Annotated in this window: 22 protein-coding genes; 11 read left to right on the top strand and 11 right to left on the bottom strand. The window is 70.7% G+C overall.

What is annotated here, in order from left to right:
• The 4 genes from FH610_RS14740 to FH610_RS45470 are packed head-to-tail and all read right to left on the bottom strand — an operon-like array spanning nt 1 to nt 3,349.
• The gene (locus FH610_RS14740) at nt 1-1,227 is read right to left on the bottom strand and encodes a sensor histidine kinase (protein WP_139575001.1); all 1,227 of its coding nucleotides are present in this window, start codon (nt 1,225-1,227) and stop codon (nt 1-3) included.
• Entirely contained in the window at nt 1,220-2,590 is a 1,371-nt protein-coding gene (locus FH610_RS14735) for an FtsX-like permease family protein (RefSeq protein ID WP_139575000.1), read from the bottom strand. Before FH610_RS14735 ends, FH610_RS14740 begins: the two co-directional genes overlap by 8 nt.
• A gap of 5 nt (nt 2,591-2,595) precedes the next feature.
• The gene (locus FH610_RS14730) at nt 2,596-3,108 is read right to left on the bottom strand and encodes an ABC transporter ATP-binding protein (protein WP_338104547.1); all 513 of its coding nucleotides are present in this window, start codon (nt 3,106-3,108) and stop codon (nt 2,596-2,598) included.
• On the bottom strand, nt 2,999-3,349 hold the full coding sequence (locus tag FH610_RS45470; RefSeq protein ID WP_338104546.1) for an ATP-binding cassette domain-containing protein: 351 nt from the start codon (nt 3,347-3,349) through the stop codon (nt 2,999-3,001). The genes FH610_RS14730 and FH610_RS45470 overlap by 110 nt, the downstream gene beginning before the upstream one ends.
• A gap of 288 nt (nt 3,350-3,637) precedes the next feature.
• On the opposite strand from FH610_RS45470, the gene FH610_RS14725 reads away from it, so the two are divergent.
• Nucleotides 3,638-3,883, top strand: a complete 246-nt coding sequence (locus tag FH610_RS14725; protein WP_139574999.1) for a hypothetical protein — start codon at nt 3,638-3,640, stop codon at nt 3,881-3,883.
• A gap of 8 nt (nt 3,884-3,891) precedes the next feature.
• Here the strand turns inward: FH610_RS14725 and FH610_RS14720 are convergent, their stop codons facing one another.
• The 5 genes from FH610_RS14720 to FH610_RS14700 form a co-directional block, all read right to left on the bottom strand.
• Nucleotides 3,892-7,071 carry a penicillin acylase family protein gene (locus FH610_RS14720; protein ID WP_139574998.1) on the bottom strand — a complete coding sequence of 1,060 codons (3,180 nt, stop codon included), beginning with the start codon at nt 7,069-7,071 and terminating at the stop codon, nt 3,892-3,894.
• A 185-nt stretch (nt 7,072-7,256) separates the two neighbouring features.
• A complete protein-coding gene (locus FH610_RS14715) occupies nt 7,257-7,763 on the bottom strand; it encodes a Uma2 family endonuclease (RefSeq protein WP_420813693.1) in 507 nt (168 codons plus the stop codon).
• A 249-nt stretch (nt 7,764-8,012) separates the two neighbouring features.
• On the bottom strand, nt 8,013-9,047 hold the full coding sequence (locus FH610_RS14710; RefSeq protein ID WP_139574996.1) for a polysaccharide deacetylase family protein: 1,035 nt from the start codon (nt 9,045-9,047) through the stop codon (nt 8,013-8,015).
• 335 nt (nt 9,048-9,382) lie between these two features.
• Nucleotides 9,383-10,486 carry a polysaccharide deacetylase family protein gene (locus FH610_RS14705; RefSeq protein WP_139574995.1) on the bottom strand — a complete coding sequence of 368 codons (1,104 nt, stop codon included), beginning with the start codon at nt 10,484-10,486 and terminating at the stop codon, nt 9,383-9,385.
• A 197-nt stretch (nt 10,487-10,683) separates the two neighbouring features.
• Nucleotides 10,684-11,997 (bottom strand): MFS transporter, encoded by a 1,314-nt coding sequence (locus FH610_RS14700; protein ID WP_139574994.1) that lies wholly within the window; start codon nt 11,995-11,997, stop codon nt 10,684-10,686.
• A 145-nt stretch (nt 11,998-12,142) separates the two neighbouring features.
• Here FH610_RS14700 and FH610_RS14695 point away from each other — a divergent pair, with 145 nt between their 5' ends.
• On the top strand, nt 12,143-13,372 hold the full coding sequence (locus FH610_RS14695) for a serine hydrolase domain-containing protein (RefSeq protein ID WP_205825784.1): 1,230 nt from the start codon (nt 12,143-12,145) through the stop codon (nt 13,370-13,372).
• Nucleotides 13,373-13,376: 4 nt separating this feature from the next.
• Here the strand turns inward: FH610_RS14695 and FH610_RS14690 are convergent, their stop codons facing one another.
• The gene (locus FH610_RS14690; RefSeq protein ID WP_139574993.1) at nt 13,377-13,742 is read right to left on the bottom strand and encodes a nuclear transport factor 2 family protein; all 366 of its coding nucleotides are present in this window, start codon (nt 13,740-13,742) and stop codon (nt 13,377-13,379) included.
• 106 nt (nt 13,743-13,848) lie between these two features.
• Entirely contained in the window at nt 13,849-15,504 is a 1,656-nt protein-coding gene (locus tag FH610_RS14685) for a class I adenylate-forming enzyme family protein (protein WP_139574992.1), read from the bottom strand.
• 192 nt (nt 15,505-15,696) lie between these two features.
• Between FH610_RS14685 and argC the strand changes: the two genes are divergently transcribed.
• From argC to tyrS, 9 genes are all read left to right on the top strand, one after another.
• A complete protein-coding gene (argC, locus tag FH610_RS14680) occupies nt 15,697-16,719 on the top strand; it encodes an N-acetyl-gamma-glutamyl-phosphate reductase (RefSeq protein WP_139574991.1) in 1,023 nt (340 codons plus the stop codon).
• Nucleotides 16,720-16,747: 28 nt separating this feature from the next.
• Nucleotides 16,748-17,902 carry a bifunctional glutamate N-acetyltransferase/amino-acid acetyltransferase ArgJ gene (gene argJ / locus FH610_RS14675; protein ID WP_139574990.1) on the top strand — a complete coding sequence of 385 codons (1,155 nt, stop codon included), beginning with the start codon at nt 16,748-16,750 and terminating at the stop codon, nt 17,900-17,902.
• Nucleotides 17,899-18,852: an acetylglutamate kinase gene (gene argB, locus FH610_RS14670; RefSeq protein WP_139574989.1), complete on the top strand. Its 954-nt coding sequence runs from the start codon at nt 17,899-17,901 to the stop codon at nt 18,850-18,852. The genes argJ and argB overlap by 4 nt, the downstream gene beginning before the upstream one ends.
• Nucleotides 18,853-18,893: 41 nt before the next feature.
• Entirely contained in the window at nt 18,894-20,039 is a 1,146-nt protein-coding gene (locus FH610_RS14665; RefSeq protein WP_240809001.1) for an acetylornithine transaminase, read from the top strand.
• Complete coding sequence (gene argF / locus FH610_RS14660; protein ID WP_139574987.1) at nt 20,032-21,039, top strand: ornithine carbamoyltransferase; 1,008 nt, start codon at nt 20,032-20,034, stop codon at nt 21,037-21,039. Before FH610_RS14665 ends, argF begins: the two co-directional genes overlap by 8 nt.
• Complete coding sequence (locus tag FH610_RS14655) at nt 21,036-21,620, top strand: arginine repressor (RefSeq protein WP_139574986.1); 585 nt, start codon at nt 21,036-21,038, stop codon at nt 21,618-21,620. Before argF ends, FH610_RS14655 begins: the two co-directional genes overlap by 4 nt.
• Before the next feature lie 412 nt (nt 21,621-22,032).
• Nucleotides 22,033-23,445, top strand: a complete 1,413-nt coding sequence (gene argH / locus FH610_RS14650) for an argininosuccinate lyase (RefSeq protein WP_139575318.1) — start codon at nt 22,033-22,035, stop codon at nt 23,443-23,445.
• On the top strand, nt 23,427-24,110 hold the full coding sequence (locus tag FH610_RS14645) for a DNA-3-methyladenine glycosylase (RefSeq protein ID WP_139574985.1): 684 nt from the start codon (nt 23,427-23,429) through the stop codon (nt 24,108-24,110). The genes argH and FH610_RS14645 overlap by 19 nt, the downstream gene beginning before the upstream one ends.
• Nucleotides 24,111-24,241: 131 nt before the next feature.
• On the top strand, nt 24,242-25,507 hold the full coding sequence (tyrS, locus tag FH610_RS14640; RefSeq protein ID WP_139575317.1) for a tyrosine--tRNA ligase: 1,266 nt from the start codon (nt 24,242-24,244) through the stop codon (nt 25,505-25,507).
• Nucleotides 25,508-26,144: the final 637 nt, after the last annotated feature.

Genomic DNA, 26,144 nt, shown 5'->3' with positions numbered 1-26,144 from the left:
TCAGCACAGACGAGCCGGCAGCTCGGCGGTGACCACTGTGGGCCCGCCGGGCGGGCTGTCGATCCGCAGGACGCCGTCCACCGCCGCGAGCCGCCCGGCCAGACCGGTCAGGCCTGTGCCGGCGCCGAGCGCCGCGCCGCCGCAGCCGTCGTCGCGCACGGTCAGGCTGACCCGGCCGTCGGCCGCACTGACCGCGAGTTCGGCCGAGCGGGCGTCGCTGTGCTTGGCGACGTTGGTAAGCAGCTCGGCGGCGCAGAAATAGACCGCGCGTTCGACTGCCTCGTCCGGGCGTTCCCGCAGGTCAAGGCTGACGGTAACCGGCAAGGGCGTAGTGGCGGTGAGCTCCGGCAACGCCTCGCCGAGGCCATTGTCCAGCGCCGCCGGATGAATGCCCCGCACGAGCCGTCGCAGCTCGGCGATGGTGTCGTCGGTCTGGCCTCGGGCACGGTCCACCAGGGTGCGCAGCCGCCCGAGGTCCGGGCCCTCGGCGGGAACGAGGGCGTCCTCGGCCAGCGAGAGGGTGATGGCCAGGGCGACCAGCCGCGCCTGGGTGCCGTCGTGCAGGTCGCGCTCAAGACGGCGAAGCCGGTCGGTGTTCTCCGCCAGGAGGGTGGCGCGGGCGGTCTCCAACTCCCGGACGCGCCGCTGGGCACGGGCCGGGCCGAGCAGCGACCGGGCGAGCCGCCGGTCGACCCCGGTCAGCGCCCGGACCACGCCGGGCACCGCGGACAGCAGAAGCAGGCCCAGCGCGACGGAGGCGGCATCCATCCAGGTGATCGATCGCGGGCCCGGTTCCAGCAGGCGGCCCCAGAGGGGAAAGCCGATCAGCCAACCGCAACCCGGGGGAAGCGCCGCGGCGGCGGCGAACCCGAGCACGCCGAGCGGCAACCGTAGCACCAGATACAGCAGCGTCCGCCAGGCGACCGGATCGGTGAGCACGACACGGCCGCGGGCGACCAGGCCCACCGGGCGGGGCAGCCCGTCCGGGGCTTCGACGCGCTCGCCGAGCAACTGCTGGAGCAGCCACCGGTGCAGTGCGCCGAGCCCACGCGCGCCCAGCAGCGCGGCGGTCACGAACGGCAGGCCGAGCACCGTGAGCGAGAGCAGCGCTCCCGCGTACACAACGGCGAGTGCGTAGACGGCGCCGAGCACCGCGAGCGGCAGCCCGACGACGGCGAAGGCCCATTCGCCACCCCGCACGGAGAAGTACCGGCGCCGGTCAGCCACGGCCACCTCTCACCAGCTCCGCCGCCGGGCCGTGAATCGCCGCCAGGCCCGTGGCCAGGATGCACGGAACGGTCAGCGCCGCCGCGCCCGCGGCGATCCACCCGCAGGCGGCCATCGGGACGGACGGCACCACCGAGCCGGTCACCGCGGTGCTGAACGCCGCCGACGCCGCGCCCGCGACCGCCGTGCCGAGCAGCACACCCACCGCCGCGGTCAGCACCGCCTCCGTGGTCAGCATGCGCAGCAGCTGCGACCGGGTGGCGCCGACCAGCCGCAGCAGCGCGAACTCGCGGCGCCGGTCGGCGGTCACGGCGACCAAGGTGTTGACGGTGGAGACGGCGGCGAAGCAGGCCAGCAGCGCCAACTCGGCCTGGCGCAGCCAGACGTCCGTGGCGGAGGCGACACTGGTCGCCGTCCCACTCGCGCTGTGCTCGGCGGTACGCGTCATGATCACCATGGTGCCCGAGAGTCCCACGAGCAGTGCGACCGGCACCACGGCGGACGACAACCGCCGCGCGTATCCCCGCAGGTTGGCGTCGGCCAGCCACCCCGCACCCGGCGCCAGAGGTCGTACCGGCGCGCCCAGCGCGGCCGCCAGGACGCGCGCCGCGAGCGGCCCCGCCAGGGCGACCGCGATCAGCAGCACCAGAGCACCGAGTAACGCCGCCTGCCCCGCTTTGTCCGACTGCTCCGGCGGCCGCGTCGCGGCCAGTCGCAGCAGTAGGACGCCGCCGACCAGGGCGCCGATTCCGGCGAGCAGGCGTGGCTCACCCGTCCGCCCCTGTTCGGCCGAGCTCGCGGTGAGGGCGGCCGCGGGCGCGATCGCGGTGATCCGCCTGGCGGCGACAGCCGACGCCGCCAGGCCGACGGCGAGCGCGGCGGCCAGCGCGACCAGCATCGGCACCGGTGTCCCCGGCACCCGCACGCCCGGCGCCGCCATTCCCCGCCGCTGCAACTCGGTGAGGAGGCGACGGGCCGCCGCCGCGCCGGCGCCCCATCCCGGCGCGGTCACCAGCAACGTCGTCGCGATGACCTGGCCGCGGACCAGCCGCCGTGTCTGACGGGGTGTCGCCGCGATCGTGCGCAGCAGGGCCAGCTCACGATGCTGCTGACGCACCGCGAAGCCCAGCGCGTTGACCACCACGAAGAACGCGACGAGCACGGCGATCTCACCGAAGACTCCGGCGATCACCACCAATCCGGGCCCGGCGGTCGCCCCGGGGGTGGCCGCCGAGGCCATGACATCGGTGGCGAACAGCGAGCCGAACAGCGTCATGGTGGCGACGGCGAGGAAGAGCGCGACCGCCAGGCCGATGAAGGCCGCCGGACGCCGACGCATCTGCCCGAGGGCGATCGCGGCCATCACGCTCACCCACCCAACCGGCTCAGGCGTTCGCCGACCTGGGCGGCGGTGGGCCGGTCAAGCTCGTTTACCACCACGCCGTCGGCGAGCAGCAGCACCCGGTCCGCGTAACCGGCGGCCACCGGATCGTGAGTCACCATCACGCAGGTCCGGCCGTCCCGGTCCACACCGGCCCGCAGCAGGGCGAGGATCTCGTGGCCGGTGGCCCGGTCGAGCGCACCCGTCGGCTCGTCGGCGAAAAGCACCTGAGGGCGGGTGAGTAGCGCCCGGGCGATCGCCACCCGCTGCTGCTGCCCACCGGACAGCTGGCCGGGCCGATGCCGCTCTCGCCCGGCCAGCCCCACCCGGTCGAGCGCGTCCAGCACCCGGCCCCGGTCAGGCGGCTCGCCGGCGAGCCGGCCGGGAAGCTCAACGTTCTGCGCGACCGTCATCGCCGGCATCAGGTTGAACGCCTGGAACACGAACCCGACCCGGCTGCGCCGCAGCTCCGCCAGCCGGCGCTCCGGCAGCCGGGACACCTCTGTAGCGCCCCACCAGACCCGAGCCCCGAGTGGGCCGGTCCATCCCCGCGAGGCAGTGCAGCAAGGTGGTCTTGCCGGAGCCCGACGGCCCCATCACCGCCGTGAACGTGCCGGGTGCGAAGGCCACCGACACCCCGCGCAACGCCCGCACCCCGGCAGCCCCGCGCCCGTATTCACGATGCAGGTTCTCCGCGCGGGCGGCTGTTCCCACCTCGATATCTCTCGTGATCTCCGCCATGCCCTCATCCTCGGCGAGCGGCAAACGGCGATCGATCGTGCCCGCCCCCGAACTCGGAGTTCGGGAAACCGAACCCCGGTCACCACCAGCACGCCTGTCCTGTCCCGGGCCGCCGACACCTCGCTACTTTGCGGCTCGCCGTGTTCTCGGGGATTCTGGACTTGTGCGCCCGGCGCCGTGGAGAGACGGCGCGGGCCGACTGCGGTGTTCACGCCCGGCCGGCTCGGGATCCGCTGGGCGGTGTCGACCGGTGGGTGACGGGGCGACCTGTCTGTTTGCGGAGGAGCGGTGCGTCACCTGCTGGTGTTCCCCGAGCGGGACAGCGCGGAGGAGTCCGCCGAAAGCGTGGCCGAGCTGTTCCCGGCACTCGGCGTTCCCGGCATCGTCCGCGAGTTGCTCGCGGGCGAGGACGACGCCGAGGACGCCCAGTGGGTGGTCGTCGTGGACGACCCGGACGGCGCCCTCGGCCCGGCCGACCTCGCCCGGCTCGACGCCCTCGCCGAGGAGGGCGAGGGCTGGCGCGAGCCGGGCTGACCGTCGTCCTACGTGCCGTACACCTCGAAGGAGTACAGCGAGTAGCCGTAGCCGGTGGCACGCTTGACGCCCTGCATCCGCACGTACCGTGCGCCGGCCGGCGCGAACGTGACGTTGTCCACGCCGCCGTCGCCCGTGGTCGTCTGGGCGACGGTGGTCCACGCGGCGCCGTCCTGCGAGGTCTGGATCCGGTACGACGAGCCGTAGGCCGTCTCCCAGCGCAGGATCACCCGTCCCACGGTCTTCGCCGAGCCGAGATCGACCTGGACATACTGGTTGTCGCTCCACCCGCTGGCCCACCGGCTGGCCGGGTCCCCGTCGACGGCCTTCGCCGCGCTGTTGGAGCCCTGGGTGCTGGACGCGCTCGCCGTACGGCCCAGGGCGAGATCGGTCACGTCGTCTCCGCGGTGCGCGGGGAACGAGACGACCTGCTGGTAGGTCGGCCGGTTCTGCCAGGAGATCAGCGAGTGCTTGACGCCTCCGAGCGGCGACTGCCGGACGGCGTCGGCGCACCACTGGTCGCCCGCCGAGCAGGAGTCGTCACCCGGGTAGGTCGTCGCCGCCGGTTCTGCCAGCGCCGCCGACAGGCTGTCCAGCAGGACCGTACGGCAGGCCGCCACGGTCGCCCCGCAGTACTTCGCCGCCAGGGGAGCGGCCACCGGGTCGCCCAGCACGGCCCGGATGTCCTTGTCCACGTAGCCCCACCACCCGTACTGGAACGACGACCCCTTGTGGGCCTGGGCCTCGTTGGCCGATCCGGGCAGTGAGGAGACGTCGCCCTGCTGGTGCCCGGACGGCGACTCGTTGATCTGCAGCGCGTTGACCAGCGCCTGGTAGAGCCCGTCGCCCAGCCCGGGCCGGAACTGCGCCCGCACCAGCTTCGGCCACCACGCGTCGAAGATCCGGATGGCGTCGGCGTGCGCGTAGGTCTTGCTGCCCTTGGCGGTCTCCTCCCGCTTGGCGCCCGCGGCGGCCCAGGCGGACAGCTTGGAGACGGCCGAGGCCAGTGCGGGATCGGAGACGGACGCGCTGTCGATCACGCGCAGCAGCTTGGGCAGCACCTTCCACCCGCGCAGGTCGGTCGTCGCGGCCGACGCCATGATCTTCACGACCCCGGCGCGGTCGAGGGTGCCCGAGGACAGGGCCGCCTTGACCGGCGCGTCGAGCAGGTCGGCCCGGTGGACCGCGCCGAAGCTGAAGTTGCCGTCGGCCGCGCCGAAGTCCTTGGCCTGCTTGTTGTTCCAGCTCACGAAGTAGTCCTGGTTGACCGCCTGGGGGTGCGCCGAGGGCGGGACGTAGGACGCCGTGTTGGCCGCCGGGTCGAAGCCGCTCCACTCGTGGGCGGCGTTGCCCGTCATGGGCAGGTTCGGGTCGGACAGCGCCGACCGCACGGGGACGTTGCCGGACATGAAGTACGCCGCGTCGGCGGAGTTCACGTAGAACCAGTTGAACGCGAAGCCGATGGTGGAGGCCGAGTTGCGGAAGGCCGCCGCCGAGCCCATCTCTGCCGGGTCGTTGAACATCTGGAAGCCGATGGCGGAGTCCGCCTCGTGCTGATAGGTCGAGCGCAGCGCGGTGAACGCCGTCGGCACGCCGCCGACCGTGCCCCGCCAGGTGACCAGGCCATACTTGGTCCGCTTGACGACCAGGTCGTACGACCCGGCGGCGGTGGAGTCGGCCGTGTTGGGTTTCCAGGAGTTGGTCTTCTTCAGCGTCTCCATCGGCGTGCAGACGCCGTGGTAGAGGTAGTGGTCGCTGGAGATCGTGGGCGTGCCGCCGTTCGGGTCGCACAGCGTCACGGCGTACGTGTCGGTGATGTCCTCGGCGGCGGAGGTGGCGCTCCAGGCGTAGTCGGTGCCGCGTCCGAGCAGCACGTAGAGGTTGAGCCCGGCGAAGGCCGCGCCGCGCGCCCGGATGCCGGGCCCGGACAGCTCCTCCAGCATGAGCAGCTGCGGCGCGAAATAGCCGGTCTGCGGGCCGAACACGGCGATCGGGTGGCCGCCGGTCGCCTTGGCGGCCGAGACCACGATGGCGTTGGACATCTCCGGCTTGGAGTTGTCCACGGTGAGCCCGGTCAGTGCGCTCTTGACCTGCGTGGTCGCGGACGTCGCGGTGCCGGTCTCGTTGGCCGTGATGTCGACCGGCATGGTCGTGCCCGCGTCGGGCAGCACCACTCCGGTCGCGCCGGCCGGGGCCGTCCCGAAGGGGAAGCTCTGTCCGCTGTGCAGGGTCAGCACGGTCTCCGGGTCGTTCTGCGAGCGGAGGGCCGCCCACACCCGGTCACCCTCGGTGGCGCCGTACTTCGCCCGAGCGGCCACGCGTACGAGGGCGGACTGCATCTCGGCGCCGCCGCCACCGCCGAACAGACCGCCGATCACGCCGGAGATCGCGATCAGGTCGGTCATCCGGAAGTCCTCCGGGCCGCCCTTGTTCGTGATCGCGTCGAGGTGGCCGGTGAGCACGTACTCACCCGGGCAGTCGCGGTTGGCCATGCAGTGGTCGATGTACGCGTTGATCCCGGCGACGTAGTTCTGCACGTCCGCGTAGAGCTGGGCGCCCCGGGTTCCGGCCGTCTTCAACCGGTCGATCTGGGCCTGGAGGTCGGCCTCGGTGTAGGGGGAGTTGCGCCAGACGCTCTGCTCCAGCTCCCTGTTGCCGGCGGCGCCACCGGCGAACGGCGTCAGCTCGCCCCGGCCGACGTGGCGCATGAGGTCCATCAGCCACAGGCGGTCCTGCGCGCCGGCGTATCCCGCCCCGAACATGGTGCCCTCGCGGGTGGTGCCGGTGACGTGCGGGACGCCGGTGGCCTTGTCGCGGACGATGGTGACGTCCGAACGCGGGCTGACCGTGCTGTCGACCTGGTTCGCCGGCACGCCGAACGCGCTGTCGTTGAAGAACGCGGAGATCTGCTCGTCGGTCAGGCCGGTGTAGCCCGAGACGAGGTCGGCGTACTTGCCGAGCTGGTCCTTGCTGTGGGCCGGGTATGTGCCGAGGGTCTGGTTGCCCAGGATGTCCACGAGTGTGGCGTTGCCGTTCTGGCCGGGCGGCAGGACGTCCGCGCACTGGCCGAGGCAGTAGTCGTCGGGCGGGTAGTAGGGGGCCGCGGCGGCCGGCGCCGCCGGCAGGCCGACGGCGACGAGGGCCAGCGCGGCGGCAGCGGTGATCGCCCGTCGAAGGCGCGCGTGCATGGGGGAACTTCCCTTCGCGGTGTCGGGGGGTGAAGGGACCGAAGGTGGTGCTGTTCACGCGCGTGAATGTGAGCGATGCTCAACTCTGGACGATACGCGCGGGTAACCAGAGGATCAATGGGTGAATGTCCGGCAGCGGCGGCAGCCCCGCGTCCGCTCTGCCGCCGGTTTCGCGAAGGCGAAGGTCAGAGAGCGTCGATCTCGGTGAGGTCGATGTCGATCTCGAAGGGCACCGACAGCTTGAGCCGGTCGTGGTAGATCCCGGTCAGCGCGTACGACGTGGTTGCCGGGTCGAGTTCGTAGACGTAGACCGTGGGCCGGTCGGACTGGTTCTCGATCCGCCAGAAGTGGGCGATCCCCGCCTCCGCGTAGAGTTGCGGCTTGCGCTTGCGGTCCCGCTCCTCCGAGTCCGGCGAGACGACCTCGACGACCAAGAGCACGTCACTCGCCTCGTACGCGGTCTCACTCGTCCCCTGCACCGCCTCGGCGCGAAGGATCACTAGATCGGGCTCGGGCCTTTGGCGAAGCCCGAGGACGACACTCATCTCACGGCGCACGCGCAGGTGGGCCGGGCAGAACCGGCGCAGTTCCCGCTCCAGCAGGAACAGCATCAGGCTGTGAAAGGAGGCTTGGGGGCTCACGAAGACCAAGCTTCCATCAATCAACTCTGTGTGCGCAGGAAGTTGCGGCATGTGATCGAGGTCGGCCGCCCTGAAGCCTTCCGCCGGAGGGAAGATCCAACTGGGGAGACCGTGCGTGTCACTCAATGGCGCTTCGCTCCATGCCTCTGCCGTCATGCGCTCACCGTAGCAACGCATAAGCGTCTTGCGATGTGTTTCCCCGCCGGCCCGGTGCCCGAACACTCCTGCGCTCGCAGAGCGGCGAGCGGCCCAAGGGGGTGCGGCGCTCCCCCGGAAGAGCGCCGCACCCCTAGGCGGAGGTCAGCCGGCCTGGCAGGAGACGGACGGCCAGGTCCAGTTGCCGTTGTGCTGGATGGTCACGCCCCAGTTGTTGCCGCTGCCGTTAGGCTTCGCGGTCAGCACTTGGGCGCTGGGATAGCTGGCGCTGATGTTCCAGGTTGCGATGATCTTGGCCGGAGAAGGGACGGTCATCGTCACGGTCCAGTTGCTGGAGCCGCTGACCGAGACGTTGAGGTTGTACCGGTCGCTCCACTGCTGACCCGCGGACAGCGTCGCGGTGCAGCTGCCGCCGCCGGGGTTCGTGGGCGTGACGGTCGGCTGGCTGGTCGGGCCGCCGCTGCCGCCGTCGGGGGCCACGGCCCGGCCGGTGGACGGTGAGATCATGCCGGCGCACAGGTTGCGGCTGCGGAGGTTCGCCGCGATCTGCGAAATGGCCTGGACCGTCGTCGAGTACTGGTCGTGCATGAGGATGATCTGGCCGTTCTGGAGCCGGCTCGCGGCCTGCACGATCTGGGCGGTGCTGGCGCCGTTCCAGTCCTGGGAGTCGACGTCCCAGATGATCTCTCTGAGGCCGAGTTGCTGCTCGACCGACTTGAGGGTCGAGTTGGTCTCGCCGTACGGCGGGCGGAAGAGTTTCGGTGCGGAGCCGGTGGCCTGCTGGATGGCCTGCTGGGTCCGCTGGAGTTCGGACTGGATCTGTGAGCTGCTCATCTGGGTGAGGTGGGGGTGGGTGTAGCTGTGGTTGCCGACCCACATGCCCGCGTCGATCTGGGCTCTGACCAGGGAGGGGTTGTTCTGGGCGTTCTGTCCGATGTTGAACATGGTGGCGCGCAGGCCGTTGGCCTTCAACGTGTTCAGCAGCGTGGTGGTGTTGCTGGGGTTGGGGCCGTCGTCGTAGGTCAGGCCGACGTATCCGGCACTGCAGTCCGCCGCCTGCGCGGGCGCGGCCGACAGGGCCACGGCCGCGAGCGCCGCGGTGACGACGCTCGCGATCGCGGCGGCGAGGGTCTTGCGTAAGCGGGGACGTCGTCCGAGGGGCACGGCGCTGTCGGCCATCTCTCGCTCCTTCGATCGGGGGGGAGGGCCGGACGGCGCCGTTCACCGGTAGGTGAGCGCCGCCCGGCCCAGGGGTTCGCCGGGCATCATTCTGAGGAACGACGCTGAAACATGTCAAAGAATCGCAGAAATGTTTCAGAGATTGATCCGCCGATGTGCTCGTTGAACTGCCGAAATATCGGATGAAGATTTCATGGCGGGAGTGTTCGGTAGGGGCGATCCGCATGCTTCCGGGCAGGGCCGCACCTCGAGACGCGACGGTCGTACAGCGGTGACGCGAGCTCTCCCCGCCGTACGACCGGGGTGTCGGGCGGTTGCCGCCGCGGTTGTGCGTGTCAGGACGCGCTGCAGGTCAATGTCGGCGTGGCGGCGGTGCCGTTGGCGACGAAGCCGAAGGTGGTGGAGGCGCTCGCGCCCAGGCTGCCGTTCCACGATTCGTTGCGCACGCTCACGGAGGAGCCGGAACCGGACTGCAGGCCTCCCCACAGCTGGCTGATGGACTGGGAGCCGGGCCAGCTCCAGGTGACCGTCCAGCCGCTGATCGCCGAACTGCCCGCGCGTACCGTCACATTGGACTGGAATCCGCCGCCCCAGGAGTTGACGGTTTGCATGGTCGCCGTGCATGCGCCGGTTCCCGCCGTGGGAGTGACCGTGGGAGTGGGGCTGGGACTGGGGGACTGCGGGCTCGACGGGGACGGGGACGGGGACGGGGAGACCGGGCCGCCGCCGTCGGGGGCGACCGCGCGGCCGGTGCTCGGGGAGATCATGCCGGCGCACATGTTGCGGCTGCGGAGGTTGGCCGCGATCTGCGGGATGGCCTGGACCGTCGTCGAGTACTGGTCGTGCATGAGGATGATCTGGCCGTTCTGCAGCCGGCCGGCGGCTTGGACGATCTGGGCGGTGCTGGCGCCGTTCCAGTCCTGGGAGTCGACGTCCCAGATGATCTCCCTGAGGCCGAGCTGCTGCTCGACCGACTTGAGGGTCGAGTTGGTCTCGCCGTACGGCGGGCGGAAGAGTTTCGGTGCGGAGCCGGTGGCCTGCTGGATGGCCTGCTGGGTCCGCTGGAGTTCGGACTGGATCTGCGAGCTGCTCATCTGGGTCAGGTGTGGATGGGTGTAGCTGTGGTTGCCGACCCACATGCCCGCGTCCACCTGGGCCCGGACCAGGGAGGGGTTGTTCTGGGCGTTCTGTCCGATGTTGAACATGGTGGCGCGCAGGCCGTTGGCCTTCAACGTGTTCAGCAGCGTGGTGGTGTTGCTGGGGTTGGGGCCGTCGTCGTAGGTCAGGCCGACGTAGCCGCCGCTGCAGTCGGCCGCCCGCGCGACCGTGGCGGACAGGGCCACGGTCGCGAGCGCCGCGGTGACGACGCCCGCGAGCGCCGTGGCGACCGCCTTGCGTAAGCCTGTACGTCTTCCGATGGGCACGGCGTTGTCGGCCATGTCTGTTCCTCCTGTCAGGGACTCTGATCGGACACCGGGAACAGGCCTGGTGGCACATCATGGCGCCGCCCGGCCCGGAGGTTCGCCGGGGGGATCATTCTGGGAAGCGCCGTTGAAACATGTCAAAGATCTGTAAGAAATATTTCAGCGAGGATCGGCCAAGCGTGGGTCGCGCTGCCGGAACGCCGATGAACCTTTCACGCCGTCGCAGACTCCGGCGGGCGGAGAGCGAGCGCGTGCTCGTCGGTCCTGGCGTCGTACCGCCGGAATTTGGGCAACACGGCGGCCATCAGTCCGACCGCGGCCAGGCAGAGCAGTCCGCCCGCCCCCAGGGAGAATCGGGTGCCGCCCAACTGGGCCATGAACCCGGCCCGCGCGTCGCCCAGCATCGGCCCGGTCGAGTAGGACAGCAGCTCGATCCCCGCCAGCCGTCCGCGATAGGAGTCCGGAATCGTCTGGTTCCAGATGGTGCCGCGGAACAGGCCGCTCACCATGTCGGCGCCGCCGGCGACGGCGAGGAACAGGAAGACCAGCCAGATGTCCGGCATCAGGGCCGCCAGCGCCACCGCGACGCCCCACAGGGTGGCCGAGACGATGACGGCGAGCCCGTGCCGATGGACGTGGGCCGTCCAGCCCGAGGTGAGTGAGGCGATCACCGCGCCCACGCCGCCCGCCGCGTACAGCACTCCGACGGCCTTGGACGCGCCGAGGTCCTCGGCCAGGAAGGGGAACAGCGCCGTGGAGCTGGCGAAGGCCATCGCGGCGATGTCCACGAGATAGGTGCCCATCAGGTCCGGCCGTCGCAGCGCGTACCGTACGCCTTCCAGCAAGGAACGCAGTGACGCGGGGGTGGGCTCGTCGGCGCGGGGGACCGTGCCGAGCCTGATCAGCAGCGCGAGGGACAGCAGGAACGTGGCGACGTCGACGCCGTAGGAGGCGGCCGGACCGAGCGTGGCCACGATGAGACCGCCCGCGGCCGGCCCCGCGATCATGGCGGCGTTGCGGACCAGGCCCTGCACGGCGAACGCCGCAGGCATCCGGTCCAGCGGCAGCACCCGGTTGATCAGGGCCTGCTCGCTTGGCCCGCGTATGCTGCCGAGCCCGGCGGCCAGCGCCCCTGCGGCGTACAGCACCCACACCTGCGGCCGGGGCAGCAGCGCGTTGACGAGCAGGAGCACTGAGGAGAGGCACAACCCCAGCTCGCTGAGTATCACGATCATGCGCCGGTCGTGCGCGTCGGCGATCGCGCCGCCCCACAGGCCGCACGCCACCATCGGTACGAACTCGGCCATGCCCACCAGGCCCACCGCGACGTAGGACTCGGTGAGCTGCTTCATCTGGTAGGGCACGGCCACGGTCGTGACGACCGTGCCGAGCATCGTGATCAGCCCGGAACCGAGCAGGAGGCGGAAGTCGCGGAACTCGCGCAGCGGGCTGAGATCCAGCCTCAGCCGGCGGGCGAGGGACACGAGGGAACGGGCAGGAGCGTCCGGCACGACGAGCCATCTCATCCGGTCGGTCCCGGAAGAGGCAACCCGTTTTCCGGGCCGTTCCGCCCTCCACGCCGCGTGACGGTGCGGGCGTGGAGGGAATGCTGGACCTGCGGCTCGGCCGGCGCGCCCGAAGGGACGCCCGGCCCCGGCGGAGGGAGTCGGCATGGGCGTCATCCGGTGCCGGACGATCACACTTCGCCTCCTGACCGTGTCGGCTCTCCTCCTGGGCGCGGCTCCCGTCGCTTCCGCGCCGGGAGTGGCCGACCCCGGGCGGCGACCGCGTGACGCGGAGGCGGCGCTGGGCGCCGTGCTCGACCGGGCGGTGAGCGAGGGGTCTCCGGGCGCGCTGGCCCAGGTGTCCCGGGCGGGCCGTACGACGACGGTCACGCGCGGATTCGCGGACACCGGAACCCGGCGCAGGCCCCGGGCGGACATGCGGTTCAGGATCGGCAGCACGACCAAGACGTTCGTCGCCACCGTCGTCCTGCAACTGGTCGCCGAGGGCCGCCTCCGCCTGGACGACACGGTCGAACGGTGGCTGCCGGGGCTGGTCACCGGCAACGGCAACGACGGACGGGCCATCACCGTCCGAATGCTGCTCAACCACACCAGCGGGCTGTTCAACTACACGAAGGACGACCGCGTGCCGGAGGGGCTCGAACGCGATCCGCTCACGACCTTCACGCCGCGCCGGCTGGTGGGGTACGCGCTCAGCCACCCTCCGGTGTTCCGGCCCGGGACGTCCTGGGAGTACTCGAACACCAACTACGTCCTGCTCGCGATGATCATCAAGCGGGTGACCGGGCGCGCGTACTCCACCGAGATCACCACACGCGTCCTGCGCCCGCTGGGCCTGCGCGCCACCTACTTCCCCGGCACCTCGCCGGACGTCCGCGTCCCCTTCATCCACGCGTACAGCAAGGACGGGCTCTCGCGTTTCAACCCGTCCTGGGCCTGGGCCGCAGGTGAGATGGTCTCCACGGTCGGCGACCTGAACCGCTTCGACTCGGCGTTGCTGTCCGGGCGCCTGCTGCCCGCGCCCCTGATGCGGGAGATGCTCACCCCGGTGCCGAAGTCCGACGTCTTCCATGGGCCCGGCCCCTACCGCTACGGGCTCGGCGTCATGATGGTCACGTTGCCCTGCGGCGTCACCGTGTACGGGCACGGCGGCACGATCTTCGGCTCGCTCACCTGGATGGCCGGCACCCGTGACGGCCGCCACACGCTGTCCTTCGACCTGAACGGCGACAAGGTGAACCAGGGGGAGCTCACCACGGCGGCGAACATCGCGGAGTTCTGCCCGGCGACCCCGGTCCCCTCGCAGCCGTCGGCTCCGAGGGGCACCGGGCTCCCGCAAGTACCGGGCTCCGAGGGGCACCGCGCTCCGGGGTGACCGATCAGGCGGGGACCTTGTCGAGGAAGCCGTACACGTTACGGATCCGGCCGTCCTCGGCGAGCGCCATGACGTCGAAGCCGATCACTACGGGCTCGGCGGCGCCTTCCGGGCCGAGGTGCCAGGTGAAGCGCGCGATGTCGCGGTGGCCGTCCACGGGCCCGCCCAAGGCGAACACGAACCCGGGGAACATCTCCTGCGCTCCGGCGATCACCGCGGCGATCCCCTCGTGCCCGGTGACGGCGGCCAGCGGGTCGGTGTAGCCGCCGTCCTCGGTCCACAGCTCCGCCACCGCCTTCGCCCTGGCGTCGGCGTCGCGCTCGTTCCAGGCGGCGATGTAACGCTCGGCCAGGGCGGTGTAGTCGGTCATTGTCCACTCCTTCGGGGATGTCTTCCGTGTGACAGGTGAACGGTGTCACGGAGCCCCGAGGAGAGGCGATTACGCGGGAGGTAACCCGTGCCCCTCCCGCGATCTTTCAGAGGCCCAGCGTCTCCTTGCGCAGGTGGGTCTTGAGCACCTTGCCGCCGGGGTTGCGCGGCAGTTCTGCCTCCCTGAACCAGAACCGCACCGGCACCTTGAACGCCGCGATGCGGCCGCGCAGGAACTCCTGGAGCTCCTCGCCGGTGGCGCCGGCGCCCTGCTGGAGCCGTACGACCGCGCCGACCTGCTCGCCCAGCTCGTCGTCCGGGATGCCGATCACGGCCGCGTCGTCCACCGCGGGGTGCTCGAACAGGGCGGCCTCGACTTCGGCGCAGTAGACGTTCTCGCCGCCCCTGATGACCATGTCCTTGGCGCGGTCGACGATGTAGACGTAGCCGTCCTCGTCGATGCGGGCCAGGTCGCCCGTGTGCAGCCAGCCGTCCACGAACGTCTCCGCCGTGGCCTGCGGGCGGTTCCAGTAGCCCATGATCACAATGGGCCCGCGCATGCACAGCTCACCGACCTCGCCGGGCGGCAGCTCGGCGCCGAGCGGGTCGCAGACCTTGACGTCCACGACGGCGAGCGGCAGCCCGATGCTGTCGGGCTTGGCCAGGTAGTCCCCGCCGCTGTTGTAGATCGCGAGCGCCGTCGTCTCGGTCATGCCGTAGCCGTTGGCGGGCGTGCGGTTGGGGAGCGACTCGGTGATCCGCTCCAGCAGCTTCGGCGGGGCCGGGGCGCCGCCGTACGAGACGGAGCCGAGCGAGGAGATGTCGTGCTTGTCCAGGTCCGGGTGCGACAGCAGCTGCCAAGCGTTGGTCGGCACACCGCTCATCACGGTGACCTTCTCGCGCTCGATGAGCTCCAGGGCCCGCTTGGGGTCCCACTTGTACATCAGCACGAGCCCGCCGCCGCTGAACATCGTGGTCATCAGTACGGCGAAGCACCCGGTGACGTGGAAGAGGGGCACGGTCAGCAGGGTGATCCTGCGCTTTTCCGCCGCCGCGGCCACGTCCCTGCCGGCCATCGCCACCGTGCGCATCATCGCGTACGCGACGGTCATCGGCGCCTGGCCGAGGTTGCGGTGGCTGCCGAGGGCGCCCTTGGACCTGCCCGTGGTGCCGGAGGTGTAGAAGATCGTGGCAGGGTCGTCGGGGCCGACCTCGACCTGCGGCAGCGTCACGTCGGCGCGGACCTCGCCGAGGACCTCGGCCCAGTTGGCCCCCTCGCCGCGGGTGACGATCATGGGCAGGCCGCTGCCGGCCATCCGGGCGGCGCGCTCGCCGTCGGCGATCACGACCTTGGCGCCGGAGTCGCTCAGGCCGTAGTCCAGCTCCTGCTCGGTCCACCAGGCGTTGAGCGGCACGGCCACCGCCCCGGCGGCGAGCACGGCGGAGAAGGAGACGATCCACTCGGGGTAGTTGCGCATGGCCACGGCGACGCGGTCGCCCTTGCGCACGCCGTAGTCGTCCACCAGGCGGTTGGCGAGCGTCGCGGCCAGCCGGAAGTGCTCCTCGTATGTGATGCGCTCGTCCTCGTAGACGACGAACACCTTGTCCCCGTGAAACCGGGTGATCTCCAGGAGGGCCCGGAAGGACGCCGGAGCGTGCTTCCACGCCCGGATCTTGTGACCGCCGACCTCGACCTCTTCCATCTCGAAGAGCTGCCCGGGCGCCGTGAGCTGGGCCTGGACCTGTTCGTTCGTGATCGTCATGCTGGCGCACTCCCGGATTCGTTCGTTAACCGGAGGTTTCACGATACCGACCGGTAGGTACGTCGGCTAGATGTCCATCCTTCGGAACGCTGCTTGCATGCTCATGCTTTGCGATGCATACTCTCTACACCAGCAAGAACATGAGGTCCGATGCATGATCATGCAGGGATCGCGAAGAATCGGGGGACGCGGATGAGGGCGGCGATCGCCGGAGCCAGCGGCTACGCGGGAGGAGAGCTGCTCCGTCTGCTGCTCGGACACCCCGCCGTCGAGATCGGCGCGCTGACCGCCGCGTCCAGCGCGGGCACCAGGCTCGGCGCCCACCAGCCCCACCTGCCGTCACTGGCCGACCGGGTGATCGAGCAGACCACCCCCGACGTGCTGGCCGGTCACGACGTCGTCTTCCTCGCCCTCCCGCACGGTCAGTCGGCCGCGGTCGCCGCCGAGCTCGGCGACGGCACGCTCCTCGTCGACTGCGGCGCCGACTTCCGGCTGACCAGCGCGCAGGAGTGGACAGCATTCTACGGCGGCGTCCACGCCGGCACGTGGCCCTACGGCCTGCCCGAGCTGCCCGGTCAGCGCGAGGTCCTGCGCGGCGCCCGGCGCATCGCCGTCCCGGGCTGCTACCCGACCGCCGCGACGCTGGCGTTGTTCCCCGCCTTCGCGGCCGGGCTGGCCGAGCCCGACGTCGTGGTCGTCGCCGCGAGCGGCACCTCCGGAGCCGGCCGGGCGCCCAAGACCCACCTGCTCGGCAGCGAGGTCATGGGCTCGGTCAGCGCGTACGGCGTGGGCGGGGTGCACCGGCACACTCCGGAGATGGAGCAGAACCTGTCGGCGGTCGCAGGACGGCCGGTCCGGGTGTCGTTCACGCCGACCCTCGCGCCGATGAGCCGCGGCATCCTCGCCACCTGCACGGCTCCCGCCGCCTCAGGTGTCACCCCCGCCGCGGTCCGGGAGGCGTACGAGACGGCGGTGAAGGACGAGCCGTTCCTCCACCTGCTGCCCGAGGGGGTCTGGCCGGCGACCGCGATGACGGTCGGGGCCAACACCGCGGTCCTGCAGGTCACCCTCGATGAGCGGGCCGGGCGGATCGTCGCCGTCGTCGCCATCGACAACCTCACCAAGGGGACCGCGGGCGGCGCGATCCAGAGTGCCAACCTCGCTCTCGGCCTTCCGGAAGAAGTCGGTCTTCCCACCAATGGAGTCGCCCCGTGATCAAGATCGTCCCCTGTGAGGAGCGCGCATGAGCGTGACCGCACCGCTGGGCTTCCGCGCCGCAGGAGTCGCCGCCGGAATCAAGAGCGGCGGCGCCCGCGACCTGGCCCTGGTCGTCAACGACGGCCCCTCACGTGCCGCGGCCGGCGTCTTCACCCGCAACCGCTTCAAGGCCGCGCCCGTCCTGTGGTCGGCTCAGGTCCTCGGCGGCGGCCGGGTGAGGGCCGTCGTCCTCAACTCCGGCGGCGCCAACGCCTGCACCGGCCCGCTGGGCTTCCAGGACACCCACGCCACCGCCGAGAAGGTGGCGGAGGTCCTGGACGACTCCGCGGCGGAGATCGCGGTCTGCTCCACCGGACTGATCGGCGAGCGGCTGCCGATGGACGCGCTGCTCGGCGGCGTGGGGACCGCGGCCGCCCAGCTCAGCCGTGACGGCGGCCTGGCGGCGGCCGACGCGATCCGGACCACCGACACCGTCAGCAAGATCTCCTTCCGCCGCGGCGAGAACGGCTACATGGTGGGCGGCATGGCCAAGGGCGCGGGGATGCTCGCGCCCGCGCTCGCCACGATGTTGTGCGTGCTGACCACCGACGCCGACCTCACGTCCGAGGAACTCGACACGGTGCTGCGCAGGGCGACCTCCGTGACGTTCGACCGGCTCGACACCGACGGCTGCATGTCGACCAACGACACCGTGCTGCTGCTCGCGAGCGGAGCGTCGGGCGTGCGCCCCGACCTCGCCGAGTTCGAGAAGGTCGTCACCGCCGTCTGCGCGGACCTTGCCCGGCAGCTTCTGGTCGACGCCGAGGGCGCCTCGAAGGCGATCTCCATCGAGGTCGTCGGCGCGGCGTCGGAGGAGGACGCGGTGGCGGTGGGCCGTTCGGTCGCCCGCTCGAACCTGCTCAAGTGCGCGATCCACGGCGAGGACCCCAACTGGGGCCGGGTGGTCAGCGCGGTCGGCACCACCGACGCCGTGTTCGACGCCGAGCGTGTCAACGTGGCGGTCAACGGCATCTGGATCTGCCGCGGCGGCGCGGCGGGAGACGACCGCGCCAAGGTCGACCTGCGGCCCCGCGACGTGACCATCACCATCGACCTGTCCGCCGGCCCGCACACCGCGACCGTGCACACCACGGACCTCACGGCGGCCTACGTGCACGAGAACTCGGCGTACTCGTCATGAACGTCAGGCGGAACGGCGCCCTGGACAAGGCGCACACCCTGATCGAGGCGCTGCCCTGGCTCGCGCGCTTCCACGGCGCGACCGTCGTCATCAAGTACGGCGGCAACGCGATGACGGAGGAGCACCTGCGGGCCAAGTTCGCGGCCGACGTGGTGTTCCTGCGCTACGCCGGCCTGCGGCCGGTGATCGTGCACGGCGGCGGCCCGCAGATCCAGTCGCATCTCGATCTGCTCGGGATCGACAGCCACTTCGTGTCCGGGCTGCGGGTGACCACACCCGAGGCGATGCAGGTCGTCCGGATGGTCCTGGTCGGCCAGGTCAACCGCGACGTGGTCGGACTGATCAACGGGCACGGGCCGTTCGCTGTCGGCATGTCCGGCGAGGACGCCCACCTGTTCACCGCCGAGCGCAAGCACGTCGTCGTGGACGGCGTCAAGGTCGACATCGGCCAGGTTGGAGAGATCGTCCGGGTCGAGGCCGGCGCCGTGCGGGCCCTGCTGGACGACGGCCGCATCCCGGTGGTGTCGTCCGTGGCCCGTGGGGAGGACGGCGGGATCTACAACGTCAACGCCGACACCGCCGCAGCCGCTCTCGCCGTGGCGCTCCAGGCGTCGAAGCTCATCGTCCTCACCGACGTCGAGGGGCTGTACGCCGACTGGCCCAACAGTGAGGAGGTCGTCAGCCGTATCGGCGCGTCCGAGCTCGCCGCGTTGCTGCCTTCGCTGTCCAGTGGCATGGTGCCGAAGATGGAGGCATGTCTGGCAGCCGTGCGCGGAGGCGTCCCACAGGCCCACGTACTCGACGGGCGGGTGCCGCACGCGCTGCTGCTGGAGGTCTTCACCGACGAGGGCATCGGGACGATGGTCGAGCCCGACGACGCCGTCCCGCCGGTGCGAGGCGGGATCGGAACGACGGCGGACGGCGCCGTGAACGGGGAGGGTGCCAGGTGACCACCAACGACGAACTGCGCGGACGTTTCGAAGCGGCGTTCATGCGCAACTACGGGGTGCCGCCGGTCGCCATCGCCCGCGGCGAGGGCTGCGCCGTCTGGGACGTGGACGGGCGCCGCTACCTCGACCTCATCGGCGGCATCGCGGTGACCTCGCTCGGCCACAACCACCCGGACCTGGTCGAGGCCGTGTCCCGGCAGGTGGCCACTCTCGCGCACACCTCGAACCTGTTCCTGCACGAGCCCGAGGTGCTGCTCGCCGAGAAGCTGCTCGCCCTGCTCGGAGAGCCGGCGCGGGTCTTCCTCTCCAACTCCGGCACCGAGGCCAACGAGGCGGCAGTCAAGATCGCCATCAAATACGGCAAGACGCACGGCCGCGGCTACATGGTGGCGACGGAGAACGGCTTCCACGGCCGCACGCTCGGCGCCCTGTCACTGACGGGCAAGCCCTCGATCCGCGACCAGTTCGGGCCGTTCCCGCTCGACGTCCGGTTTGTCCCGTACGGGGACGCGGACGCGCTCAAGAACGCGGTGACCGAGGACTGCGCCGCGGTCTTCCTGGAGCCCACGCAGGGTGAGGCGGGTGTCATACCGCCGCCCGACGGCTACTTCCGCACCGCCAGGGAGATCTGCTCCTCTGCGGGGGCACTGCTCGTGGCCGACGAGATCCAGTCCGCCATCGGCCGCGCCGGGCACTGGTTCGCCCACCAGGCGGAGGGGGTCGTCCCCGACGTTCTGACGCTGGCCAAGGGCCTCGGCGGAGGCCTGCCGATCGGAGCCTGCATCGGCTTCGGCGAGGCCGGTGAGGTCTTCGCCAAGGGCGACCACGGCTCGACCTTCGGCGGCAACCCGGTCTCGTGCGCGGCGGCGCTCGCGGTGCTGAACACGATCGAGCGCGACGGACTGCTCGGCAATGCCGTGAATGTGGGGGCGCTGCTGTCCGAGGGCATCGCCGCCGTGCGGCATCCGTTGCTCAAGGGGATCAGGGGACGCGGGCTCTGGCTGGCCGCCGTGCTCACCGCGCCGAAGTCGGCGCAGGTGCAGGCGGCGGCGCAGGAGGCCGGTTTCCTGGTCAACGCCCTTCAGCCCGACGCGGTACGGCTCGCGCCGCCGCTTGTCATCACCGAGTCCGACGTGCAGACCTTCCTCGACGCGCTGCCCGGCATCCTGGAGGCCGCAGATGCCTGAGAACGACCCCGTGAACCCCGTCACCGGCCCGGACCCGGCGCGAGTCAGACAGGGCGCGGACCCGGCGCGAGTCAGGCACTTCCTGCGGGACGACGACCTGTCGCCGGAAGAGCAGGCGCAGGTGCTCGACCTCGCCGAGGCGATGAAGAAGGACCGGTTCGGCTACCGGCCCTTCGAGGGCCCCCGCACGGTCGCCGTGCTGTTTGACAAGCCGTCCACCCGCACCCGGGTCTCCTTCACGGTCGGCGTCGCCGAGCTGGGCGGCCAGCCTCTGGTCATGGACCTCGGCACGTCGCAGATGGGACGCGGAGAGCCGATCGAGGACACCGCGCGGGTGCTGTCCCGGCAGGTCGCGGCGATCGTGTGGCGGACGGCCGGCCAGGAGCGCATCGAGGCGATGGCGGCCCACTCCTCGGTGCCGGTGGTGAACGCGCTGACCGATGAGTTCCACCCCTGCCAGATCCTCGCCGACCTGCAGACGATCAGGGAGCACAAGGGCTCGCCGCGGGGCCTCACGCTCGCCTACCTCGGCGACGGCGCCAACAACATGGCCCACTCCTACCTGCTGGGCGGGGCCACGGCCGGCATGCACGTCCGGATCGGGGCGCCGGTGGGCTACCTGCCCGACGCCCTGGTCATGGAGCGGGCTGCCGAGATCGCGGCGGCCACGGGCGGATCCGTCACGGCGGTGAGCGATCCGGAGGCCGCGGTGGCCGGAGCGCATGCCGTCGCGACCGACACCTGGGTGTCCATGGGCCAGGACGGCAAGGACGAGCGGGTCGCGGCCTTCGCCTCCTACCAGGTGTCCACGGCCCTGCTCGACCTGGCGGACCCGGACGCGATCGTGCTTCACTGCCTCCCGGCGTACCGGGGGTTGGAGATCGCCGCGGACGTCATCGACGGGCCGCAGAGCGTGGTGTGGGACCAGGCGGAGAACCGGCTGCACGCCCAGAAGGCGCTGCTGCACTGGCTGGCGACGCGGGGTGCGGAGGGGTCGTGACCATCCCGCTGACCAAGGCGGCCCGGCACGCGCGCATCGTGGAGCTGCTGACCAGGCACAAGGTCCGCTCACAGCCCGAGCTGGCCAAGCTCCTGGCGGAGCAGGGAGTGGAGGTCACCCAGGCCACACTCTCCCGCGATCTCGACGAGCTGGGCGCGCTGAAGCTGCGGGCCGACGACGGCACGCTGGTCTACGCGCTGCCCGGCGAGGGCGGGGGACGGATACCGCTCTACCGGACCGGTGCCGCCAACGGCTTGCCGGAGAACCCCGACGCGCGGCTGCGGAGAATCGCGGAGGAGCTCCTGGTGTCGGCCGAGGCGTCGGCCAACCTCGTGATCCTGCGCACGCCGCCGGGAGCGGCACAGTTCCTCGCCTCGGCCATCGACCACGCGGGCTGGGAGTCGATCCTCGGCACGGTGGCCGGCGACGACACGATCCTCGTCATCAGCCGTGACCCGACCGGGGGGCAGGCGCTGGCGGAGACCCTGCTCAACCTGGCAACCCGCCGCCCGCCCGACGTGAGCAGGCACAAGCTCGCCGCGGAGGTCCGCGACCACGGCAGTGAGAAGCAGGAACCATGACGTGCCGGGCCCACTCGCGGGCGGACTCGGCACGTCGGTGGCCATCTCCTGCCTCATCGGGAGGGCCGGCGCGCAGGCCGTCGGAGAAGGCCCTGCCGATCGACGTCAGCAGGAGATCGCCGTACTCGATGGACCACAAGGAAATCGCGGCCGCGCGGGACGCCCGCCAGGCCTGATCCACCCGGCATACGCCCCGGTTCCGGTGCAGGGACCGGGGCGTCCGTCGGCTAAGGTCGCGGATTAGTCCCGCAGAAGGATCCGCGTGAAGGATTCGCGCCGAAGGTTCATCCGAGAAAACCGGAGAAGGCGCAAGGATCTCCATATGACGGCCCCGGGCGGGAACGGCGCACGGTCATCTTTTCTGCAGGGACTTGAATATCGGAGGGAGAAGACGGTGGCGGACAACAAGCCGATGCGGCTCTGGGGTGGCAGGTTCGAGGGGGGACCCGCGGACGCCCTCACGCGCCTGTCGGTGAGCGTGCAGTTCGACTGGCGGCTCGCGCCGTACGATCTGCTGGCCTCGCGCGCGCACGCGCGCGTGCTGCACCGCGCCGGGCTGCTGACGCAGGAGGAGCTCGACCGCATGCTGGGCGCGCTCGACGACCTCGACCAGGCGTGCCGCAAGGGGGAGTTCCGCCCCACCGTGGCCGACGAGGACGTGCACACGGCGCTGGAGCGCGGCCTGCTCGAACGGCTCGGCTCGCTGGGCGGCAAACTCCGCGCCGGCCGCAGCCGCAACGACCAGATCGCCACCGACCTGCGCCTCTACCTGCGTGACCACGTCCGCATGATCGTCTCCCGGCTTGTCGAGCTGGAGACGGCGCTGATCAGCCAGGCCGAGGAGAACGCCGACGTCGCCGCCCCTGGCATGACGCACCTGCAGCACGCCCAGCCCGTGTCGTTCGGCCACCAGCTTCTGGCCCACGTCCACGCGCTCACCAGGGACGTGGACCGCCTCCGGGACTGGGACAGGCGCGCGGCGGTCTCGCCGCTCGGCTCGGGCGCGCTGGCCGGGTCCTCCCTGCCGCTCGATCCCGCCGCCGTCGCCGCCGAACTCGGGTTCGACGCTCCCGCGCCGAACTCGATGGACGCGGTCGCCGACCGCGATTTCGCGGCCGAGTTCCTGTTCTGCGCGGCGCTGATCGGTGTGCACATCTCGCGGCTCGGCGAGGAGATCGTGCTGTGGGCTTCGCAGGAGTTCCGGTGGATCGAGGTGGACGACGCCTATTCCACCGGTTCGTCGATCATGCCGCAGAAGAAGAACCCTGACGTGGCCGAGCTGGCCAGGGGCAAGAGCGGCCGGCTGATCGGTTCGCTGATGTCGCTTCTGACGACCCTCAAGGGCCTGCCGCTCACCTACAACCGCGACCTGCAGGAGGACAAGGAGCCGGTGTTCGACGCGGTCGACACCCTGCTCCTGGTGCTTCCCGCCGTGTCGGGCATGGTCTCCACGATGCGTGTGAACAAGGCCAAGTTGGAGGCGAGCGCGCCCGACGGCTTCGCCCTGGCCACCGACCTCGCCGAACTGCTGGTCCGCCGCGGGGTGCCGTTCCGCGAGGCGCACGAGGCCGTCGGCCACCTGGTGGTGTGGTGCCAGGTGAACGACAAGGACCTCGGTGAACTCACCGACGACGAGCTGGCCAAGGTCTCGCCGCACTTCGCCGTCGACGCGACCGGTGCGAGCGTCCGTGACGTGCTGAACGTGCACGGCGCGCTGGCCGCCCGCAGCGCCTTCGGCGGCACCGCGCCCGACCGGGTCCGCGACCAGATCGCGAACCTCCGGGACGTCGTCGACGGTCAGGCGGCATGGGCGAACGAGAGCTGATCGAGGACGTCGCGGGCGCCCCGCTCGGCCGCGACTTCTTCGACCGTCCTTCCGACGTGGTCGCGCCCGACCTGCTCGGGCGCGTGGTCGTGCACGGGTCGGTGGCGGTTCGGCTGAGCGAGGTCGAGGCGTACGGCGGACCGGGGCAGGACCCGGCCTCCCACACCTACCGGGGGCGCACGCCGCGTAACTCGGTCATGTTCGGGCCGCCGGGGCACCTCTACGTCTACTTCACGTACGGCATGCACTTTTGCGCCAATCTTGTGTGCATGCCCGCGGGCACCGGCGCGGCCGTCCTGTTACGCGCCGGGGAAGTGATCGCGGGTGTGCACACGGCGCGCATCCGGCGCCTGCCGCACGCCGACGGGCCGGACCTGGAGGGGTTGGTGCGGCGTGTCCCGGACCGCGACCTCGCGCGTGGACCAGCCCGGCTCACGGTGGCGCTCGGCCTGGTCCGGGAGCACAACGGAACGGACTGCTGCGTGGGCGGGCCGATCCAGGTGCACGAGGGCCGGCCCGTGCCGTCCGGCCAGGTCAGGACAGGTCCTCGCACCGGCGTGTCGGCGGGCGCCGAGACGCCCTGGAGGTTCTGGATCGACGGCGATCCCACTGTCTCGCCATACCGCGCCCACGTTCCCCGGCGCCGAGGCCGTGCCACGAGCTGACGCGCAGGTAAGAAGTGGCGATAAGGTTCCGTGATCAGGCAGGCTTGTACGGAAGCCCGTACATCCACCATCGATAAGCGAAAGCCACGACCGTGACCGCAACTTCAGGCAACCTCGTGCCGACGTCGGAGATGGCTGACATCCTCGACGAGCTCGAGTGGCGCGACGTGATCGCGCAGACGACCGACATCGACGCGCTGCGCAAGGCGCTGGCGGACGGTCCTATCACCGTATATGCGGGCTTCGACCCGACCGCACCCTCGCTGCACGTGGGCAACCTGGCCACGCTGCTGATCTTGACCCGTTTCCAGCGGGCGGGTCACCGGCCCATCGGCCTGGTCGGAGGGGCCACCGGTTTGATCGGCGACCCGAGCGGCCGCAGCACCGAGCGGGCGCTGAACTCCAGCGACATCGTCGCCGAATGGGTTGCACGAATTCGGGTGCAGGTCGAGAAGTTCCTGTCCTTCGAGGAGGGACCGACAGCGGCCACGCTGGTCAGCAACCTCGACTGGACCGCGAACCTTTCGGCGATCGATTTCCTCCGGGACGTCGGTAAGCACTTCCCCGTCAACCGCATGCTGGCAAGGGAGTCGGTCTCCGCCCGGCTCGCCGGCGAGGGGCTCAGCTACACCGAGTTCAGCTACCAGATCCTGCAGGCCAACGACTACCTCGAGCTGCACCGGCGGCACGGATGCACGTTGCAGCTCGGCGGCAGCGACCAGTGGGGCAACATCACCGCGGGCGTCGACCTGATCCGCCGGGTCGAGGGAGCTCATGTCCACGCGCTGACCGGCAAGCTGATCACCAAGGCCGACGGCACGAAATTCGGAAAGACGGCCGGCGGCGCGGTCTGGCTCGATCCCGCGCTGACCTCGCCGTACGCGTTCTACCAGTACTGGCTGAACGCCGACGACCGGGACGTGGTGCGGTTCCTCAAGGTCTTCACCTTCCGGACGCGGGAGGAGATCGACGAGCTGGAGAAGGCCGTGGCCGAGCGGCCGGCGGCTCGCGAGGCGCAGCGCGCCCTGGCCGAGGACCTGACCACTCTGGTCCACGGTTCCGACGAGTTGGCCCGAGTGATCGCCGCTTCGCGCGCCCTGTTCGGGCAGGGTTCGCTGGCCGAACTCGACGCCCGCACGCTGGAGTCCGCGCTCGCCGAGGTGCCCAAGGCGGTCGTGCCCGCCCTGGGGGCGCCGTACGTCGAACTGCTCGCGCAGAGCGGCCTGGTGGAGTCGAAGTCCGCGGCGCGCCGGGCCGTCAAGGAGGGCGGCGCGTACCTGAACAACACGAAGATCACCGACGAGGAGTACGTGCCCTCGACGGACGACCTGCTGCACGGCCGATTCCTCGTGCTACGCAGGGGCAAGAAGACGGTCGGCGGCGTCGAGGTCGCCTGACCTGCCACGTTGGCTTCGGCGCTGTCTGACCATGGCACTGGGCAGCCGCCTCGGTCCCGGACCGGGGCGGCTGTTTTATGGCCAAGAGTTGTTGTGACGTAGGTAACAATCACATGGCGTGGAGGGTGGCCGACGCCGGAAGTGCCCGTCTGACCTAGGGTTTCGGCCATCTCAGCGTGATTTGACGGCCGGGTCGGCGTTGCCTAATGTTTTCTTCGCCCCCGGGGAGCGCGGGACGCCGACAGGCGGCCGGTCCCGACGGGCAAGCCACTCTGACAACCATCCAGACGAGGCGTCCGCGTCGAGTCCGGGTCGTTCGTGGCGCGGCCAGACCGAAAGGTTTGACGCGAAGCGGCCGAGGGTTTAGTATGGAGTGGTTGCCCCGAGAGGGGTGGTCACTCTAACAAGAGCATCGGCCGAGATCGTATGGCCATCCAGGTCTGCGGTGCGGCGATCGTCGTAGAGTCGGCCGAACGGAAGTCATCGCTCTGGATCTCGGGACTCCTCGCGGGGTTTCGGGTGATGGTGGTCGCGTCCGTTTCTTGAGAACTCAACAGTGTGCTAAAAGCCAGTGCATGAATCATGCATGACCCCGTCATAGCGGCACTCTTGTGGTGTCGGTGACGGATTCCTTTGA

The sequence above is a fragment of the Microbispora catharanthi genome (genome assembly GCF_006334915.2).
In the GTDB taxonomy this organism is placed as follows: domain Bacteria; phylum Actinomycetota; class Actinomycetes; order Streptosporangiales; family Streptosporangiaceae; genus Microbispora; species Microbispora catharanthi.
This window is presented reverse-complemented; position numbering and strand designations above follow the sequence as displayed.

Coding starts and splice junctions, on each gene's coding strand:
- FH610_RS14735 (WP_139575000.1), bottom strand. CDS start 2,590: ATGGCCGCGATCGCCCTCGGGCAGATGCGTCGGCGTCCGGCGGCCTTC.
- FH610_RS45470 (WP_338104546.1), bottom strand. CDS start 3,349: ATGGCGGAGATCACGAGAGATATCGAGGTGGGAACAGCCGCCCGCGCG.
- FH610_RS14720 (WP_139574998.1), bottom strand. CDS start 7,071: ATGCACGCGCGCCTTCGACGGGCGATCACCGCTGCCGCCGCGCTGGCC.
- FH610_RS14715 (WP_420813693.1), bottom strand. CDS start 7,763: ATGCCGCAACTTCCTGCGCACACAGAGTTGATTGATGGAAGCTTGGTC.
- FH610_RS14710 (WP_139574996.1), bottom strand. CDS start 9,047: ATGGCCGACAGCGCCGTGCCCCTCGGACGACGTCCCCGCTTACGCAAG.
- FH610_RS14705 (WP_139574995.1), bottom strand. CDS start 10,486: ATGGCCGACAACGCCGTGCCCATCGGAAGACGTACAGGCTTACGCAAG.
- FH610_RS14700 (WP_139574994.1), bottom strand. CDS start 11,997: ATGAGATGGCTCGTCGTGCCGGACGCTCCTGCCCGTTCCCTCGTGTCC.
- FH610_RS14695 (WP_205825784.1), top strand. CDS start 12,143: ATGGGCGTCATCCGGTGCCGGACGATCACACTTCGCCTCCTGACCGTG.
- FH610_RS14690 (WP_139574993.1), bottom strand. CDS start 13,742: ATGACCGACTACACCGCCCTGGCCGAGCGTTACATCGCCGCCTGGAAC.
- FH610_RS14685 (WP_139574992.1), bottom strand. CDS start 15,504: ATGACGATCACGAACGAACAGGTCCAGGCCCAGCTCACGGCGCCCGGG.
- argC (WP_139574991.1), top strand. CDS start 15,697: ATGAGGGCGGCGATCGCCGGAGCCAGCGGCTACGCGGGAGGAGAGCTG.
- argJ (WP_139574990.1), top strand. CDS start 16,748: ATGAGCGTGACCGCACCGCTGGGCTTCCGCGCCGCAGGAGTCGCCGCC.
- argB (WP_139574989.1), top strand. CDS start 17,899: ATGAACGTCAGGCGGAACGGCGCCCTGGACAAGGCGCACACCCTGATC.
- FH610_RS14665 (WP_240809001.1), top strand. CDS start 18,894: ATGCGCAACTACGGGGTGCCGCCGGTCGCCATCGCCCGCGGCGAGGGC.
- argF (WP_139574987.1), top strand. CDS start 20,032: ATGCCTGAGAACGACCCCGTGAACCCCGTCACCGGCCCGGACCCGGCG.
- argH (WP_139575318.1), top strand. CDS start 22,033: ATGCGGCTCTGGGGTGGCAGGTTCGAGGGGGGACCCGCGGACGCCCTC.
- FH610_RS14645 (WP_139574985.1), top strand. CDS start 23,427: ATGGGCGAACGAGAGCTGATCGAGGACGTCGCGGGCGCCCCGCTCGGC.
- tyrS (WP_139575317.1), top strand. CDS start 24,242: ATGGCTGACATCCTCGACGAGCTCGAGTGGCGCGACGTGATCGCGCAG.